At 63.1% G+C, this 14,991-nt stretch carries 17 protein-coding genes; 12 read left to right on the top strand and 5 right to left on the bottom strand.

Annotation, left to right across the window (positions count from 1 at the left end):
• The first annotated feature begins 389 nt into the window (after positions 1–389).
• Positions 390–1,370, top strand: a complete 981-nt coding sequence (locus G3O01_RS28635) for an MDR family oxidoreductase (RefSeq protein WP_205809959.1) — start codon at positions 390–392, stop codon at positions 1,368–1,370.
• 122 nt (positions 1,371–1,492) lie between these two features.
• Positions 1,493–2,464: a PDR/VanB family oxidoreductase gene (locus tag G3O01_RS28630; RefSeq protein WP_205809958.1), complete on the top strand. Its 972-nt coding sequence runs from the start codon at positions 1,493–1,495 to the stop codon at positions 2,462–2,464.
• Here the strand turns inward: G3O01_RS28630 and G3O01_RS28625 are convergent.
• Complete coding sequence (locus G3O01_RS28625; protein ID WP_205809957.1) at positions 2,461–3,387, bottom strand: LysR family transcriptional regulator; 927 nt, start codon at positions 3,385–3,387, stop codon at positions 2,461–2,463. The two genes, G3O01_RS28630 and G3O01_RS28625, sit on opposite strands and share 4 nt — an antisense overlap.
• Before the next feature lie 178 nt (positions 3,388–3,565).
• Between G3O01_RS28625 and G3O01_RS28620 the strand changes: the two genes are divergently transcribed.
• From G3O01_RS28620 to G3O01_RS28610, 3 genes are read left to right on the top strand one after another with little or no spacing between them, the layout of a single operon-like run.
• Positions 3,566–4,849: an aromatic ring-hydroxylating dioxygenase subunit alpha gene (locus tag G3O01_RS28620; protein WP_205809956.1), complete on the top strand. Its 1,284-nt coding sequence runs from the start codon at positions 3,566–3,568 to the stop codon at positions 4,847–4,849.
• Entirely contained in the window at positions 4,846–5,346 is a 501-nt protein-coding gene (locus G3O01_RS28615; RefSeq protein ID WP_205809955.1) for an aromatic-ring-hydroxylating dioxygenase subunit beta, read from the top strand. The genes G3O01_RS28620 and G3O01_RS28615 overlap by 4 nt, the downstream gene beginning before the upstream one ends.
• Positions 5,347–5,406: 60 nt before the next feature.
• The gene (locus G3O01_RS28610; protein ID WP_205809954.1) at positions 5,407–5,793 is read left to right on the top strand and encodes a tautomerase family protein; all 387 of its coding nucleotides are present in this window, start codon (positions 5,407–5,409) and stop codon (positions 5,791–5,793) included.
• Between the two features lie 19 nt (positions 5,794–5,812).
• Here G3O01_RS28610 and G3O01_RS28605 read toward each other — a convergent pair whose 3' ends face one another.
• Positions 5,813–7,294: an ATP-binding protein gene (locus tag G3O01_RS28605; protein ID WP_205809953.1), complete on the bottom strand. Its 1,482-nt coding sequence runs from the start codon at positions 7,292–7,294 to the stop codon at positions 5,813–5,815.
• A gap of 195 nt (positions 7,295–7,489) precedes the next feature.
• On the opposite strand from G3O01_RS28605, the gene G3O01_RS28600 reads away from it, so the two are divergent.
• Genes G3O01_RS28600 through G3O01_RS28580 form a run of 5 tightly spaced genes read left to right on the top strand, consistent with a single transcriptional unit; the run spans position 7,490 to position 11,544 of the window.
• Complete coding sequence (locus tag G3O01_RS28600; protein ID WP_205809952.1) at positions 7,490–8,683, top strand: acyl-CoA dehydrogenase family protein; 1,194 nt, start codon at positions 7,490–7,492, stop codon at positions 8,681–8,683.
• Positions 8,684–8,734: 51 nt separating this feature from the next.
• Positions 8,735–9,112: a hypothetical protein gene (locus G3O01_RS28595; RefSeq protein WP_205809951.1), complete on the top strand. Its 378-nt coding sequence runs from the start codon at positions 8,735–8,737 to the stop codon at positions 9,110–9,112.
• A 3-nt stretch (positions 9,113–9,115) separates the two neighbouring features.
• Positions 9,116–9,643 (top strand): nuclear transport factor 2 family protein, encoded by a 528-nt coding sequence (locus G3O01_RS28590; protein ID WP_205809950.1) that lies wholly within the window; start codon positions 9,116–9,118, stop codon positions 9,641–9,643.
• Entirely contained in the window at positions 9,640–10,779 is a 1,140-nt protein-coding gene (locus G3O01_RS28585) for an amidase (protein WP_205809949.1), read from the top strand. The genes G3O01_RS28590 and G3O01_RS28585 overlap by 4 nt, the downstream gene beginning before the upstream one ends.
• A gap of 21 nt (positions 10,780–10,800) precedes the next feature.
• The gene (locus G3O01_RS28580; RefSeq protein WP_205809948.1) at positions 10,801–11,544 is read left to right on the top strand and encodes an SDR family oxidoreductase; all 744 of its coding nucleotides are present in this window, start codon (positions 10,801–10,803) and stop codon (positions 11,542–11,544) included.
• Positions 11,545–11,598: 54 nt separating this feature from the next.
• Here G3O01_RS28580 and G3O01_RS28575 read toward each other — a convergent pair whose 3' ends face one another.
• Positions 11,599–12,255 carry a response regulator gene (locus G3O01_RS28575; RefSeq protein ID WP_205809947.1) on the bottom strand — a complete coding sequence of 219 codons (657 nt, stop codon included), beginning with the start codon at positions 12,253–12,255 and terminating at the stop codon, positions 11,599–11,601.
• 347 nt (positions 12,256–12,602) lie between these two features.
• Here G3O01_RS28575 and hpaC point away from each other — a divergent pair, with 347 nt between their 5' ends.
• Both hpaC and G3O01_RS28565 read left to right on the top strand, forming a co-directional pair.
• Positions 12,603–13,145 carry a 4-hydroxyphenylacetate 3-monooxygenase, reductase component gene (gene hpaC, locus G3O01_RS28570; RefSeq protein WP_205809968.1) on the top strand — a complete coding sequence of 181 codons (543 nt, stop codon included), beginning with the start codon at positions 12,603–12,605 and terminating at the stop codon, positions 13,143–13,145.
• A gap of 127 nt (positions 13,146–13,272) precedes the next feature.
• On the top strand, positions 13,273–13,554 hold the full coding sequence (locus tag G3O01_RS28565; protein WP_205809946.1) for a hypothetical protein: 282 nt from the start codon (positions 13,273–13,275) through the stop codon (positions 13,552–13,554).
• Between the two features lie 103 nt (positions 13,555–13,657).
• Here G3O01_RS28565 and G3O01_RS28560 read toward each other — a convergent pair whose 3' ends face one another.
• Together G3O01_RS28560 and G3O01_RS28555 are read right to left on the bottom strand one after the other, a co-directional pair.
• Entirely contained in the window at positions 13,658–14,218 is a 561-nt protein-coding gene (locus tag G3O01_RS28560) for a hypothetical protein (protein WP_205809945.1), read from the bottom strand.
• An 81-nt stretch (positions 14,219–14,299) separates the two neighbouring features.
• On the bottom strand, positions 14,300–14,938 hold the full coding sequence (locus tag G3O01_RS28555; protein ID WP_205809944.1) for a J domain-containing protein: 639 nt from the start codon (positions 14,936–14,938) through the stop codon (positions 14,300–14,302).
• Positions 14,939–14,991 lie beyond the last annotated feature (53 nt).

Here is a 14,991-nt window from a genome sequence, read left to right as displayed (position 1 = left end):
CAGGGGCTTCGGGTGCAGTTGCAGCGTCAGGCGCGGAGGCAGCATCGGGCGCGAGCATGCCGTCGATTGCCTCGATGCCGCCACCGCCGCCGCCCGAGCCGCCGATGGTGCGCTACTGGACCGCATACGCGAAGTGCATGCAGCAGCGCGGCTACTACACCCGCTAAATCAAGCGCGACATTCATTCGACGAAACACACGCAACGCACACGCCCCCACACTGCCTGAACCCAGGCAGCGCCGATTCGCGCGCCGAAAGCAAAGGCGCGTCGCATTGTTGAACACGCCAGACGCGACCTCACGGCCCGCATTCGCCTAGACTAGTACGCTGATACGCACCCGCCAGCTGGTATGAGCAGGCGATCGCACGCGAACTCAACGGACGGAACCATGAAAGGCATCTTGATCGAGAAGCAGGACAACGGCAGCCACGCATCCATCACCGACATCGACGAAGCGAATCTGCCTGCAGGCGATGTCACCGTGCGCGTCGAATGGTCGACGCTCAACTACAAGGACGCACTCGCAATCACGGGCCGCTCGCCCGTCGTGCGCAGCTTTCCGATGGTGCCGGGCATCGACTTCGCGGGCGTGGTCGAAACCAGTGAGCATGCGCAATGGAAGGCTGGCGATCGCGTGATCCTGAATGGCTTCGGCGTCGGCGAGAAACATTGGGGCGGCCTCGCGCAACGCGCGCGCGTGAGCGGCGACTGGCTCGTGGCCATGCCTTCCACGCTGAGCGCGCGCGACACGATGGCCGTCGGTACCGCGGGCTATACCGCGATGCTGTGCGTCCTCGCGCTCGAGCGCCATGGCGTCACACCGTCGCAGGGCAAGGTGCTCGTGACGGGCGCCGCGGGCGGTGTGGGCAGTGTCGCGATCATGCTGCTCGCCAAACGCGGCTACCAGGTGATTGCATCGACGGGACGCCCGGCCGAAGCGGACTATCTGCGTGAACTGGGCGCGCAGGAGATCATCGATCGCGCAGAACTGTCCGGGCCGGGCAAGCCGCTCGCAAAGGAACGCTGGGTTGCAGCCGTCGATGCTGTCGGCAGTCACACGCTCGCTAACGCGTGCGCGGGCACGGCGTATGGCGGCATCGTGGCCGCCTGCGGGCTCGCGCAAGGCATGGACTTCCCCTCTACCGTCGCGCCCTTCATCCTGCGCGGCGTGACGCTCGCGGGCATCGACAGCGTGATGGCGCCGCATGCGCGCCGCGTGGAAGCATGGCAGCGCATTGCGCAGGATCTGAGCACGGCGCAACTGGAATCGATGGTCAAGGAAATCGGTCTCGCCGAGGCGCTCGCGGTCGCGCCCGACATGCTCGACGGCAAGGTGCGCGGGCGTCTTGTGGTCGACGTGAACCGCTAAACCCGCCCGTCAATCATCCATGCAGTTTATGCGATCTACCATTTTTAATCGATTTGCCTGATCGAGGCGCGAACCTTAATCTGAGTGCGACTCCCCCCATTAGCAACAGACTGGATCGCACCATGCAAGCCCAATCGTTCAAGGTTCGCGTCGACGCCGTGCGCGATGAAGCACACGGCGTCCGCTCATTCATGATTTCGCGCCTCGACGGCCAGCCCTTCGATGCATACGAACCCGGCGCCCACATCGATGTGACGAGCCCATCCGGCGTCACGCGCCAATACTCGCTATGCGGCGACCCCGAGTGCCGCGACTCGCATCTGTTCGCCGTCAAGAAGGAAGTGCAATCGCGCGGCGGCTCGCGTTCGTTGCATGATGATGTGAAGATCGGCACCGAGCTGTCCGTCGGTGCGCCGCGCAATCTGTTCCGTCTCGCCGATAACGCGAGCCGGCATGTACTGATCGGCGCGGGTATCGGCATCACCCCGCTGCTTTCGATGGCGTATCGGCTCCTGAAGATGAACGTGCCGTTCGAACTGCACTACTTCGCGCGCAGCGCCGAGCATGCAGCGTTTCTTCCGCTGCTCTCGCGCGCGCCGTTCGACGGTTACGTCAAACTGCACTACGGCATCGAACCCGACGCGCTCGACGCGGAACTCGCAGCCTGTCTCGCCGATGCACCACAAGGCACGCACGTCTACACATGCGGCCCCGTACCGTTCATGGACCGCGTGGTCGCTGCGGGTGAAGCGCGTCTTCCTGCTGAAGCGATTCATCTCGAACGCTTTGCTGCCGAACCTCTGGCGCCTGCCAGTGACAACACGCTCGACAGCTTCGACGTGCAACTGGCGAGCACCGGGCAAACCGTGCATGTGGACAGCAAGACGTCGATCGTCGAAGCGCTCGCTGCAATCGGCATCGAAGTCGACACGTCGTGCGGTGAAGGCGTGTGCGGCACCTGCATGGTCGATGTCGTCAGCGGCGAGCCTGAGCATCGCGATCATTGCCTGAGCAAGGCAGAACGCGCGAGCAACAGCGTGATCTGCTGCTGCGTGTCGCGCTCGCGCACGCCCACGCTCGTGCTCGATCTCTAGCGCTTCTTCTGGTCGAAGCGCTTCACCATCTCGGCCATCAGATCACGCATCCACGCGATACCCTCGTCTTCGTCGAAGTGCTCGTGCCAGTGCATCGTGACGGTTGCCTGCGGAAGCGCGACGGGCAGCGTGTAGATGCGAAACGCGTCGTTGCTGTTGAGGATGCCAGCCAGCCTTTGCGGCAACGTCGCGAACAGATCGGTGACGGCCAGCACGGCCGGCAGCGCGACGAAGTGCGGCAACTGCAGCGCAATGTTGCGGCCCACGCCTTGCGCGCGCAATGCGTCGTCGAGCGCGTGGTGACTGTGCTCGACGGAGCGCACCTGCACGTGCGACGCCTGCAGGAAATGTTCGAGGCTCAACGCCGAACCCGCGGGCAAACCGCGGCGCTTGCGCGTCATGCACACATACGTCTCTTCGAATAGCAATTGATGGCGCGTGCGCGCCATCAACGTCGGCAGATTGCCGATGGCGAAATCCAGCCTGCTCGAACGCAGCGCATCTTCTATCTCTTCCACAGGTAACGGCTCGACCGACAACTTCACGCGCGGCGCGCGCTCATGCAGCGCTTCGCAGATCGCAGGCAGATACGCCATTTCTCCCGCATCCGATAGCGACAGCCGGAACGTGCGCGTGCTCGTGGCGGGATCGAAGCTTTCGGCATAGCGCAACGCCTCGCGCACGGTATCGAGCGCGCGGCCCACGATGCTCGCAAGTTCCAGCGCGATCGGCGTGGGCTGCATGCCCGAGCGCGTGCGGATGAAGAGTTGATCGTCGAACAGCGTGCGCAAACGCGCGAGCGAATAACTGATGGCAGGCTGCGAAAGCGCTAGCCGTTCGCCCGCTTTCGTGAGGCTGCGCTCTTCGACGATCGCCTGAAACACGCGCAGCAGATTGAGATCGACGTGATCGAGTGAGGTCATGGTGGGGCTTCCGACTGGGTCCATATTATTTGCCGGACTTATTTACCGGCTAATTTTTAATCGATTTGACGCATGATCGGTGCAAAGCGAGACTGATGTCAATGCGAAAGAAACACGACATGTGTGCACTTTCGCCCGATATCCACTTTCGACAATCACGTCCCGACACAACACACCGATGAGCGACACTACCTGGCAAACCATCGACACGGGTGCGCTGCGCGGCCGCGTTCAGTCCGACCGCATTGCGCCCTCGCTGTACTACGATCCGAACCTGTTCGAAGCCGAACTCGAACGCATTTTCTACAAGACGTGGATCTGGGTCGCGCATGAAAGCGAACTGCCGAACCCGGGCGACTTCCGCACCACGACGATTGGCCGTCAACCTGTGATCGTCGTGCGCGACAAGACGGGCGCGGTGAACGTGCTGCAAAACCGCTGCCGCCATCGCGGCGCGACGGTGTGTGAAGAGCACAAGGGCAACGCGAAAGGCTTCACGTGCCCGTATCACAGCTGGTCGTATGCGCTCGACGGCACGCTGCGCGCGCTGCCTTATGGCGACGGCTACGAAGGTGTGTGCGAGAAAGGCGACCTGCCGCTCGCGAAGCTGCGCGTGGGCATCTATCAAGGTCTGATCTTCGCGAGCTTCAATGACGGGATCGAACCGCTCGAAGATTTTCTGGGCGGCGCCAAGCCGTGGATCGATCTGTTCATGAAGCAAGGCGCGGGTTATCCCGTCAAGGCGAACGGCGAGCACAAGTTCAAGTTCAAGGGGAACTGGAAAATCCAGCTCGAGAACACGACGGACCTGTATCACTTCCCGGTCGTGCACAAATCGTGGATGAAATCGATCGACGATGAAACGGCCGCCGCGATCACGAGCTTCATGACGAGTGAAGATGCGTTCTGCCGCTCGCTCGGCAATGGTCACAGCCTCGCCGTGCTGGTGCCCGAACTCGTCGATCTCGACAAGGACGATGGCGCGCCGTTGCCAGAGCGTTTTAACGAACTGGCCGCACAGCTTGCGCAGCGTCACACGCCTGAAGAAGTGCGGCGCATCGTGCGTTCGCTGATGGGCGTCGGCTTCAATCTGAATCTGTTCCCGAACCTCGCGCTGTCGATGGCATTCTTCCGCGTGCTGCGCCCCATTTCCGCGGAAGAAACGGAGATCCGTCACGTCGCACTCGCAATGGACGGCGGCCCCGACGAAGCGAACCGCGTGCGTCTGCGTATTCACGAACATTTCCAGGGCCCGTTCGGTTTCGGCAGCCCCGACGACGCAGAAGCATGGGAGCGTGTGCAGCGCGGCTCGTACGCCGGGCCCGATGTGCCGATTCTCGTGAACCGTGGATTGAACCGCGAAACGACCGCAGAAAACGGTGAAAAAACGGCACACGCAACGGACGAAACAGGCATGCGCGAAGCGTATCGCCAATGGCGCGCAATGATGGAGCAGGCATGATGGACGATCGCAACGCACTCTTCTCTCAACAGACCTTCGCGCGCGCGATCGAATTCATCTGGCGCGAAGCCGAAATGCTGGACCGCCGCGACTACCGCGCGTGGCTCGATCTGTGGGATGCGTCGGGCTTCTACGTCGTGCCCATCGACCCGCAAGCGACCGACTTCGCCGCGACGCTGAACTACGCATACGACGACCAGCATATGCGCGAACTGCGCGTGCAGCGCATGACGTCCGGCTACTCGGCGTCGGCATCGGACGCTGCACGTACGGTGCGCACCGTGTCGCGCTTCACGTTGACGAGCGATGCCGCTGACGTGGTCGAAGTGAAATCGGCGCAGGTGATCGTCGCGTACAAGCGTGGCGCGTCGACGATCTTCGCCGCCGATCTCACGCACAAGATCAGCTTCGCGTCGGGCGAGCCGCGACTCGTCGAGAAGGTGATCCGCCTGATCGATTCGACGGAAGCGCTGAGCGCGATCGGCTTCCTGCTGTGAGTCTTTGATGCACGTAGCGGCCTTACGAAGGGCGGCTACGTGCAAGGAGCAAAACCCGAGATGCCAACACTCGAAGTCTATCTGCCGCATGGGCATGACGAAGCACGCAAAGCATCGCTGATTCAGGGCCTCACGCAGGCAACCGTCAGCGCGATCGGCGCGCCCGCCGAATCCGTGCGCATCCTGCTGAGCGAAATGCCCGCGGTGCATTTCGGCATTGGCGGCAAGACGGCGGCGCATGGCGCGCCGCCTTCGTTGCCCGTGATCGTCGCGATCCTGATTGCAGGACGCACCGATGCGCAAAAGGAAGCGCTGATCGCCGCGCTATCGGAGACGGCTGCTGCCGTGCTCGATGCACCGCTTCAAGCCACGCGCGTCATGATCAAGGACATTCCCAGCACCGATTTCGGCATTGGCGGTCAGACGGCCCGCGCGCTTGGACGCTGAGACAGAGCTGAATGCCCGCTCACGTGGCGGACGCAAGCGGCAACGCGACACGGCATTCGAGTCCGCTGCCATTCGCCGCATCGGCGGGTTGTGCCCAGATCCGTCCGCCATGCCGCGTGACGATGTTCTTGCACAACGACAGACCGATGCCGTTGCCGCCCGCCTTCGACGAAGAGAAGCCGTCGAACAGACGCTCGTGCGCATCGGCGGGTACGCCCGGACCATTGTCGATCACGCGCAATTCCGCGCGTCCGTCTGCCAGCGCCGTCGCGAGCGTGACGATGCGCGTCGCGTCCTGCGCTTGCGTCAACGCTTCGACAGCATTGAACGCGAGATTCAATATCACCTGACCGATCAGCACGCGTTCGCAAAACACGGGCAACGCTTCGCCCGACTGTTCGATGCGCACACGCACGCCCTCTTCTTTCGCGCGCAGTTCGATGAAGTAGGCGACGTCGTTGAGAATGTCGCGCAGATCGGCATGCGTTTCCGTCGGCTCGCGCTTGACGATGTACTCGCGCACGCTCTTGATGATCAACGCTGCATGCTCGGCCTGACGGTCCGCGCTACGCAGCCCCCAGATCGCGGAGTCGATGCTGCCCTGGCCGAGCCGCTGGATCGCGCCTTCGATAAAGTTGCGCACAGCCGCAAGGGGCTGACTCAACTCGTGCGCGATGGCCGTCGCCATTTCGCCCATCGCGTTGTAGCGGCCCGCGTATTCGAGCATGCGCGCTTCCGTGCGGCGCGCTTCTTCTGTCGCGACTTCATCGCTGATATCGCGGAAGTGGATCAGCAAGCCGTTCAGATCGTTCTCGATCGCAACCCGCCTGCACGTGATGCGCAACCAGCGCGTGACACCGTCCCGTCGCGTGATCCGATAGCGTTGCGCATGGGTCAGCTGTTCGCTGGTGGCATGACGCAGTTGCGTGACGAGCCTGTCGCGGTCCGCCCGCGTGCAATAGTCGAGCACGGCGCCAAGCGGTTCGCCCGACGCGACGCCCAGAACCCGGCGCCCCGATTCGCTGATGAATTCGAGCTTGCCGCGCGGCGTCAGCACGGCCACGCCTTCGCCGAGATCCTGCATGAACTCGCGCAGCCGCGTCTCATAGCGGCGCAACTTCTGACGCGTCGCTTCTTCTGCGCTGATATCGCGGAACTGCACCATCACGACCGCGCGCTCGCGCAACGGCACATAGGTCGCAATCGCCTCGGACAACATGTCGACACCCGCGCGCGAGCGATAACACCATTCGTACACTTGCGGCCCTTCGGTGATCGCGCGGTCCATCGCGGCCACGCCGATCTCGCGCCGGTACTTTGGCTCTGGACGCGTCATGTCGGGCGCCTTCAGCGGCAACAGTTCTTCGAGAGAAAAACCCAACGCGACGCACGCCGCGCGATTGGCCCACACGATCGACTTCGTTTGTGCGTCGTGCAACAGCACGCACAGCGTCAATGCGTCGAGCAGACGATGAAAATCTTCTTCGGCGGGAAAGTTCATGATGCGCGTGCGACGAGCCTTATATGCAGGTGTAACCATAACACCCACCTCGTCTGTCACCCGCCTAAAGAATTCTTTAGTCGCACGGGCGTCGATACCAGGAAACGCGAACGGGCGCCCCAATTGATGCCGTCTTTTTGCGTTTTTAGACTGGCCTGAACGTCAACAACATCGAACGCATTCAGGAGAATCGACATGTCAGCCGCCACTGCTCTCGCCTCGTGCCACGCATTTCAGGAGCCTTCATTGCACGCGCAAACCGAAGACGCACTGTCTCTCGATGAGGTGATCGCCGAAATCGCCGCGCGTCGCGATGAATTCGATCGCCTGTCGCACGTGCCGCGCGACGTGATCGCGAAGCTCAAGCGTGCCGGCATCTATCGTGCGGGAACGCCGCAACGTTTCGGCGGTGACGCGCGCGCTCCCGGCGAATTCCTCGCGATGATCGAACGCATCGCGGTTGCGGACGGTTCGGCCGCGTGGGTCGCGAGCTTCGGCAGCGCGAACGTGTATCTCGCCGCGTTGCCGCTCGCCACGCAGCAGGCGATCTATGCGAGCGGTCCCGATCAGGTCTTCGCAGGCGGACTGTTCCCCGTGCAGGCCGCACAACCTGCGCCCAACGGATGGCGCGTGAACGGCACATGGAAATTCGCGAGCGGCTGCAAGGGCGCGGACTGGCTGGGCGTCGGCATCGGCGTGGGCGGCAAGGATGGCGGCGCACCGGGCAAACCGCGTACGGCCGTGTTTCGCCCGGTTCAGGTCGAGATTGTCGAAAACTGGGATGTGGTCGGCATGCAAGGCACAGGGAGCCACGATCTGCGCGTCGCCGACCAGTTCGTCGCCGAAGACTGGACCTTCGTGCGCGGCGGCACGCCGACTGTCGACGAGCCGCTGTATCGCTATCCGACAATTGCGTACGCGGCGCAGGTGCTCGCCGTCGTGAACCTCGGGCTTGCGCGCGCCGCACTGGACGTCGCGAACCACATGGCGGGTGGTCGCAAGACGACGACGGGCGCGCCGCAACTCGCGGATCGCGCGTACTACCGGATCGAGCTGGCGAAAGCCGAAGCGCAGTTGCGCTCGGCGCGCGCGTTCTTCTACGAATCGACGGATAGCGTGTGGCAGTCGATCATCGCCGGCAACGACGTGACGCCCGATCAGGTAAGCCTGCTGCGCCTTGCGGCCACGCAGATTGCGCGCGAAGGCGCCGACGTCGTGGGCCGCGCGTACCGTCTGGGCGGCACGATGGCGATCTATCGTTCGCATCCGCTGCAGCGCCTGATGCGCGATGCGATGGTCGTCACGCAGCATGCGTTTCTCGGCGAAGGCAATTACGACGGCGCGGGTGCCGTGTTCGTCGGTGTGCCGCCGATTCCCGGTTATCTGTAACTACTTCAGCTACTGATCATTTGATATCTGTTTTCAAGGGAGTTTCGTTTCATGACTGACAATCGTTCGTTGCCGTTGCGTGTGCTGTTCTGCTGCGGCGTCACGCAGAATTTCTTCGACTTGCCGCGCGAGCAGATCGGTGAAGTCTGGCAGGCCTACGGCACGATGCTCGCGGCCGTCGAAGCAATGGACAACGTGCGCGTGCTCGGCGTGATGGACGACGACCGGCTGGTGGTCGGCAAGTCGGATGGCGCGCCGTGGACGTTCTACATCATGGCCGACGTCGCCGATTTCGACACGGCTGTGGCAGTGTGCAATCTGTATCGCACGACGCCCGTGGGCGAATACAACCTGTGGCGCTACGGCAAGATCGAGGCGCGCGTCGGGCGTGCATTGACGGTGCCGCCTGCCGTTCAGAACGCGTCCTGAGCGATGAGCACGATCCCGCACACCTCGGACACGATTGAAGCCTTGCTGGCCCGCATCGCGTCTCTCGAAGCCGAAAACGCCGTGCGCAAGACCGTTGCGCGCTATATGGCGCTATGCGACGTGCCGTCGGGCGCGCTCGACGGCGAAACGCTTGCCGCACTGTTCACGCAGGATGCAATCTGGGAAGGCATCGGCCCGCAGTACACGCAGAAATTCGGGCGTCTTCAGGGACATGACGCTATTCTTGCCATGCTGCAGCGTTATCTGCCGCCCGTGCCGCACTTCGCGACCAACGTACACTTTCTGACGTCGGAAACGATCGAGGTCGACGGCGCGCGTGCGAAAGGCCGCTGGATCATGCTGCAGGCATCGGGCTACGTCGATGCGCGAGCCGAACTGATTGCCGCACGGCTCGAGATCGACTTCGTGCCCGCGCAGAACGGCCGCAACTGGCTGATCCAGCACTTTCGCACCGAGCGCCTCTTCGATGCGCCCTGGCAAGTCAACGCTCGCAAGGACACGACATCATGACTGCATTCATCAGCGAATTCGCGCTGAGCAAGGACCCTGCCGCGCAAGGCCCGACCATTGCGATCAAGGATTCGATCGACGTGGCGGGTTATCCGACCACGGGCGCAAGCCGCTCGCTCGCCGATGCGCCGCCCGCCGCCGCGCACGCGGAAGTCGTCCAGCGTCTGCTCGATGCGGGCTGGCGCATTACGGGCAAGACCAACATGCACGAGCTCGCGTTCGGCATGACAGGCATCAACGACTACACGGGCACGCCCGTCAATCCGCAGGACGCCGCGCGCATTCCGGGCGGCTCGTCGAGCGGGTCGGCTTCGGCAGTCGGATTGAAGCTTGTGGATGCCGCGCTCGGCACCGACACGGGCGGCTCGATTCGCGGACCGGCCGCGTGTTGCGGCGTGGTCGGACTCAAGCCGACGTTTGGGCGCGTCTCGCGCAAAGGCGCCGTGCCGCGTGAATCCACGCTCGATTGCGTCGGTCCGTTCACACGCGATATCGCAACGCTCGTCGCTGCCATGGCCGCCATCGCGCCTGCGTTCGATACGAACGTAGCGAAACGCGCCAGCGCACATGCAAACGTTGCGATCGTTTCTGCCGATGCCGACGCGGCCATTCGACAAGGCGTGGAGCGCGCTGTGCAGATTTCGGGGCTTGCGTCGCGTGTGATCGAACTGGATGGTCTGAAAGAAGCCTTCGAAGCGGGCCTCGCCGTCATCAACGTCGAAACGGCGCGCGAATTCGCGCATCTCGTCGAGACGGGCAAGCTCGGTGCGGATATCGACGCACGACTGCGCGTCGCGGTGCAAACAACCCAGGCGCAACTCGACACGGCCGAACGCGCACGGCGCGCTTTCACCGCGGTTGTAGATCAGGCACTCGAAAGCGTCGACGTACTGGTGCTGCCTACTCTGCCCACACTGCCGATCACGGTTGAGGCCGCGCGTAACGGCACACCCGTGCTCACGATGTCGTCGCTAATCCGCCCGTTCAATCTGAGCGGGCATCCCGCGCTGAGCTTGCCGATCCCAATCGAAGGGTCGCACGTGAAAGCAGGCTTGCAGATCGTCGGACGCAAAGGCGCGGACGAACAGGTCTGCGCCGTCGCTGCGCACTTCGAAGCTGCGCTCGCCGCCTCTTGAGATCCGAAGGAACTGGTACACATGTCGAACAGAGTCGTCATCGTGACGGGCGCGGCGCGCGGATTGGGCGCCGTCGTCGCGAAGCATTTTCACAGCGCGGGTTACAAGGTCGCGCTGGCCGATATCGCATTCGATGCCGCGAACGCGCTCGCCACTGAACTCAGCGCGGATCACGACACCGCGTGCGCAATCGCCCTCGACGTGACGCGCAAGGAAGACTTCGAGGCCGCACGCGATACGTTGATCGCCCGCTGGGGCCGGGTCGATGTGCTCGTCAACAACGCGGGCGCTTCCAAGGTAGTGCCCGTGATGGAGATTAGCGCCGAGCAGTTCGATCAGGTCATGGACATCAACCTGCGCAGCGTGCTGTTCGGCTGCCAGGTGTTCGGCCAGTACTTCGCCGATCGCGGCGTGGGACGCATCGTCAATATCGCCTCGCTCGCGGGGCAGAACGGCGGCTCGGCGACGGGCGCGCACTATGCAGCGGCAAAAGGCGGTGCGATCACATTGACCAAGGTGTTCGCGCGCGATCTCGCGGCGCGTGGCGTGACCGTCAACGCCATTTCGCCGGGGCCGCTCGATCTGCCTATCGTTCACGAAAGCGTGCCCGCCGACAAACTCGACAAGGTGATCTCGAGCATTCCCGTCGGGCGTCTCGGGTCGGCGGATTATGTTGCGCAGGTCGCGTTGCTGCTCGCATCGGGCGATGCGTATTTTGCCAACGGCGCCTGCTGGGATGTGAATGGCGGGCTTTATATGCGCTGATGCGCAGGCTGAAACCGGCGCGACGTTCAGGCTGTCAAGTCGCGCCGGCAGGTTTTACTCACGGCCCTCGCCGGGACTCCAGACGGCCATCACATCGCGCACCAGCGTCGCGATCGACGACGCGCCGAGTTTGTCCTTGATGCTTGCGCGATGCACGTCGACCGTCTTCACGCTGATCGACAGATCCGACGCAATGCGCTTACTGCCCTTGCCGTCCAGCACGCCGCGCAGCACTTCCTTTTCCCGTGCCGTCAGCGATTCGATCCGTTGACGCAACTCGCGGTGCTTCTGGTCGGCCGCATGCCGTTGCGTCGCAAGTTTCATCGCACGCTGGATGCGTTCGAGCATCTGCTGCGAGTTGTACGGCTTCTCGACGAAATCGATCGCGCCGTTCTGCAGCGCACGCACCGACATAGGTATATCGCCGTGCCCGCTCACGAAGATGATCGGCAAGGTTGCGCCGCGCGCGTTGAGCTCCGCCTGCACGTCGAAACCACTCGTCTCGGGCATGCGAACGTCGAGCACGAGACACGCGGGCGTGTTGGCGTCGAAGGCCTTCAGGAAGTCTGCGGCGTTCGCGAACCCTTCCGACTTCACGCCCACCGACTCCAGCAGCCACGCGAGCGACGTGCGCATGCCGTTGTCGTCGTCGACGATATATACGACGGGCGCGGGCGGTGCGGTGGGCGGGACCTTGCTGGCTGGACTCATATGTGGAACCTGTTGGCCACGCGCGCCGTATGGGGTGCGGCTGTCTCTGCGCGTTGCCTGTGTGATTTTGTGAAGTCCCATCATAACCAGCGCAAATTCGCGTGAAAAGCCTTCTTTGCAGGCTTTTTCGCATGGCTGGGCCCGATGCGGAAATGCGTGTCTTACGCAACCTGGTAAAACCTTTAGTCGACTCGGGAAGCTCGCCAGCACGCGTGCCGCTCGCGCGGATTTTTTTCGTGCGGCACGTGCCGTACGCTTGATGCATGTGATCGTCGCGCGCACAACCATCGCGGGTGAACGGTCGATTCGCAGCGAACCCCATGCAGGAAGCCACGCTCATGTCCGCTATGTCCACTACGTCCGATTCTCAACGCCCGACCATGCTCGACCCGGACGACGCGCGCAAGCAGTTCCGCCAGGCAATGGCGCATCTGGGTGCCGCCGTCAATGTCATCACGACCTCCGGCCCATCAGGGCGCTGCGGCATTACCGCGAGCGCGGTCTGCTCCGTGACCGACGCGCCGCCCACGCTGCTCGTCTGCATGAACCGTTCGAGCGCGATGCATGCCGTATTCGAAAGCAACCGCAACGTATGCATCAACGTGCTGCCAGCCCATCACGAACTGCTCGCGCGGCACTTCGCCGGTCTCACGCAACTGCCGATGGACGCACGCTTCACCTTGCCGGTGTGGGACGAGGGCCTGCATGGCGTGCCCGTGCTGCGCGATGCGCTCGCGAGCCTGCAGGGAACGATCGTCGAGTTGAAGGAGGTGGGCTCGCACTCGGTGATGTTCGTTGAAGCCGTACAGATCCGTGTGTGCGCCGACGGTGACAGCCTCATCTACTTCGATCGACAGTTCCATTGCGTGCCGAGGCTGTGCGCGGCGTGAGCACCGCTGCGCCGGGCGTTGTTACCCTGAGTTACTTTTATCGCAACGCTGTAGCACCTGTGTCGAACAGGCGCCCCTAGACTGAAGCCGTACCTCAGTCACGCGCATCCATGCGCAGGGAGCAAAAATGAAGAAGATGATGCTTGGTGCAGCTATTGGTGTAGCAATGCTGGCCGCTTCGGCTGCGGCTTCGGCACATGTCGACGTGGCCGTCGGTTTAGGCGTGCCGGGTGTAGTGGTGCCCGCTCAACCTGTGTACGCTGCTCCTGCCCCCGTTGCCGTCGGCTATGGCGATGACTGGCGCGCGCGTCGGGAATGGCGTGAACATGAGTGGCGCGAACGCGAATGGCGCCGCCATCAGGCTTGGCGTGAGCACGAGTGGCGCGAGCGTCAACGCTGGGGGTATTGATCGGGACTCGTCGCGCGTTGCAACGTTGAACGCGTGATGTTCCATCGCCTCGCCGTGGCCGGATCACTTCCGGCTGCCGCGAGGCGATGTCGTTTCTGTGGCGTCACACGCCAGGCTTCCAGGGCCACGAAGGATACAGGCGCCCGTCGCTCTCGACGCTCTCGCGTGACTGATCGCCAACCTCGTCCACGCGCTCGATGTCGGCATCAGCCGTGGGCGTGTCGACATCATTCGGGGCTTGCGCCGATTCAACTTCGAGCTTCGGCATCTGGGCCAGCTCTTCTGCCGCTTCTGCAAAAGGCAACCCGTCGCCGAACCATTCGACTTCGCGCTTCATCGCGTCGATGTAGGCTCGCCATCCCGAGGGATTATCCGCAAACAGATTGTCTTGCACCGCTAGCGCGAGCGCGCTGTAGTCGACCTGTTCATCGAGCAGCCGCACGGGCCATTTCTCGAACGACGCGCTCGCGCGTTTAGCGAACTCAGTCGTCTTCATCTTCGCCGATACCGCCGCAAGCCATTCATGCGCGCCAAGCTCCGCATGCGCGTTCAGCAGATGATGCAGCGTGTGATGTTTTGCATCGGCGGCAAGCGCCGCGGAGATGGCCTGCAATGCGTCGCCCAGATGCAGCAGCAGCGCGCGTCGTTCAAAAGCGTCTTTCATCGAAACATGTCCATGCATAAGTCTCGCGCACCTTAACGGCTGGCGCGCGATGTGAAGCGGTAATCGTGAATTGGCCGGGCGCTACGAGCGAAGGCCGAAGAAGCCCTGCCACAGCGAATCGAAGACACCCGGAGTACGCTGCTCCTGCGCGGGCTTGTCGTGTTTCGACGCCGCTGCGGGCTGCGCCTGCGAAAGCGCGTCTTGCGTAACGGATTCGGACTCTGCCGCCGCAGCCGCCTGCGCATCGACGGATTCGGCCGACTGCGCCGCGCGCCGCGACTCCTGCAACGCCCACACGCTGTCGGCGATGCGCTGCGCCATGTCGGCGTCGCACTCGCGACCGAGCAGCACGCCGAACAGCACGTCGCGGTTATAACCTTCACCGGCGTAGCGCATGGCCACACCCACCATCTGCGTGTACTTCGCCTCGGCGGCAGCCTGTGCCTTGCGCGCTAGTGCCGCCTCGACTTCCTTCTGGCGCTTTTCAAGCGCTTCCCATCGACGCATTTCCTGCTCATAGACGGTGTCGTACACCTTGCGCTGGGTTTCGTCGGAGAGGATTGCGTATGCATCCTTGATCTCCTGGAACGCTGCGCGCGCGACATCTTCCTGTCCGACATTGCGATCGGGATGCCACTTCATCGCGGCCTTCCGGTACGCCCGTTTGATCTCTTCCCAGGTGGCGTCTTGAGACACGCCAAGCTTCGCGTAAAGGGTCATGTCGCGTTGGGTCTCGGTTTGCAGATGACGGTCAGGTTCATCGTAGCACGGCA

This window comes from Burkholderia sp. Ac-20365, assembly GCF_017104715.1.
Lineage (GTDB): Bacteria > Pseudomonadota > Gammaproteobacteria > Burkholderiales > Burkholderiaceae > Paraburkholderia.
The sequence above is the reverse complement of the archived record's forward strand: the minus strand, read 5'-3'. Positions and strand labels throughout refer to the sequence as shown.

Excerpts from the sequence above, each read along its gene's own strand:
- G3O01_RS28615 (WP_205809955.1), top strand. The coding sequence starts at position 4,846 with ATGATGGACGATCGCAACGCACTCTTCTCTCAACAGACCTTCGCGCGC.
- G3O01_RS28565 (WP_205809946.1), top strand. The coding sequence starts at position 13,273 with ATGAAGAAGATGATGCTTGGTGCAGCTATTGGTGTAGCAATGCTGGCC.
- G3O01_RS28580 (WP_205809948.1), top strand. The coding sequence starts at position 10,801 with ATGTCGAACAGAGTCGTCATCGTGACGGGCGCGGCGCGCGGATTGGGC.
- G3O01_RS28595 (WP_205809951.1), top strand. The coding sequence starts at position 8,735 with ATGACTGACAATCGTTCGTTGCCGTTGCGTGTGCTGTTCTGCTGCGGC.
- hpaC (WP_205809968.1), top strand. The coding sequence starts at position 12,603 with ATGTCCACTACGTCCGATTCTCAACGCCCGACCATGCTCGACCCGGAC.
- G3O01_RS28630 (WP_205809958.1), top strand. The coding sequence starts at position 1,493 with ATGCAAGCCCAATCGTTCAAGGTTCGCGTCGACGCCGTGCGCGATGAA.
- G3O01_RS28605 (WP_205809953.1), bottom strand. The coding sequence starts at position 7,294 with ATGAACTTTCCCGCCGAAGAAGATTTTCATCGTCTGCTCGACGCATTG.
- G3O01_RS28620 (WP_205809956.1), top strand. The coding sequence starts at position 3,566 with ATGAGCGACACTACCTGGCAAACCATCGACACGGGTGCGCTGCGCGGC.
- G3O01_RS28625 (WP_205809957.1), bottom strand. The coding sequence starts at position 3,387 with ATGACCTCACTCGATCACGTCGATCTCAATCTGCTGCGCGTGTTTCAG.
- G3O01_RS28610 (WP_205809954.1), top strand. The coding sequence starts at position 5,407 with ATGCCAACACTCGAAGTCTATCTGCCGCATGGGCATGACGAAGCACGC.
- G3O01_RS28560 (WP_205809945.1), bottom strand. The coding sequence starts at position 14,218 with ATGAAAGACGCTTTTGAACGACGCGCGCTGCTGCTGCATCTGGGCGAC.
- G3O01_RS28585 (WP_205809949.1), top strand. The coding sequence starts at position 9,640 with ATGACTGCATTCATCAGCGAATTCGCGCTGAGCAAGGACCCTGCCGCG.
- G3O01_RS28555 (WP_205809944.1), bottom strand. The coding sequence starts at position 14,938 with ATGACCCTTTACGCGAAGCTTGGCGTGTCTCAAGACGCCACCTGGGAA.
- G3O01_RS28575 (WP_205809947.1), bottom strand. The coding sequence starts at position 12,255 with ATGAGTCCAGCCAGCAAGGTCCCGCCCACCGCACCGCCCGCGCCCGTC.
- G3O01_RS28590 (WP_205809950.1), top strand. The coding sequence starts at position 9,116 with ATGAGCACGATCCCGCACACCTCGGACACGATTGAAGCCTTGCTGGCC.
- G3O01_RS28635 (WP_205809959.1), top strand. The coding sequence starts at position 390 with ATGAAAGGCATCTTGATCGAGAAGCAGGACAACGGCAGCCACGCATCC.
- G3O01_RS28600 (WP_205809952.1), top strand. The coding sequence starts at position 7,490 with ATGTCAGCCGCCACTGCTCTCGCCTCGTGCCACGCATTTCAGGAGCCT.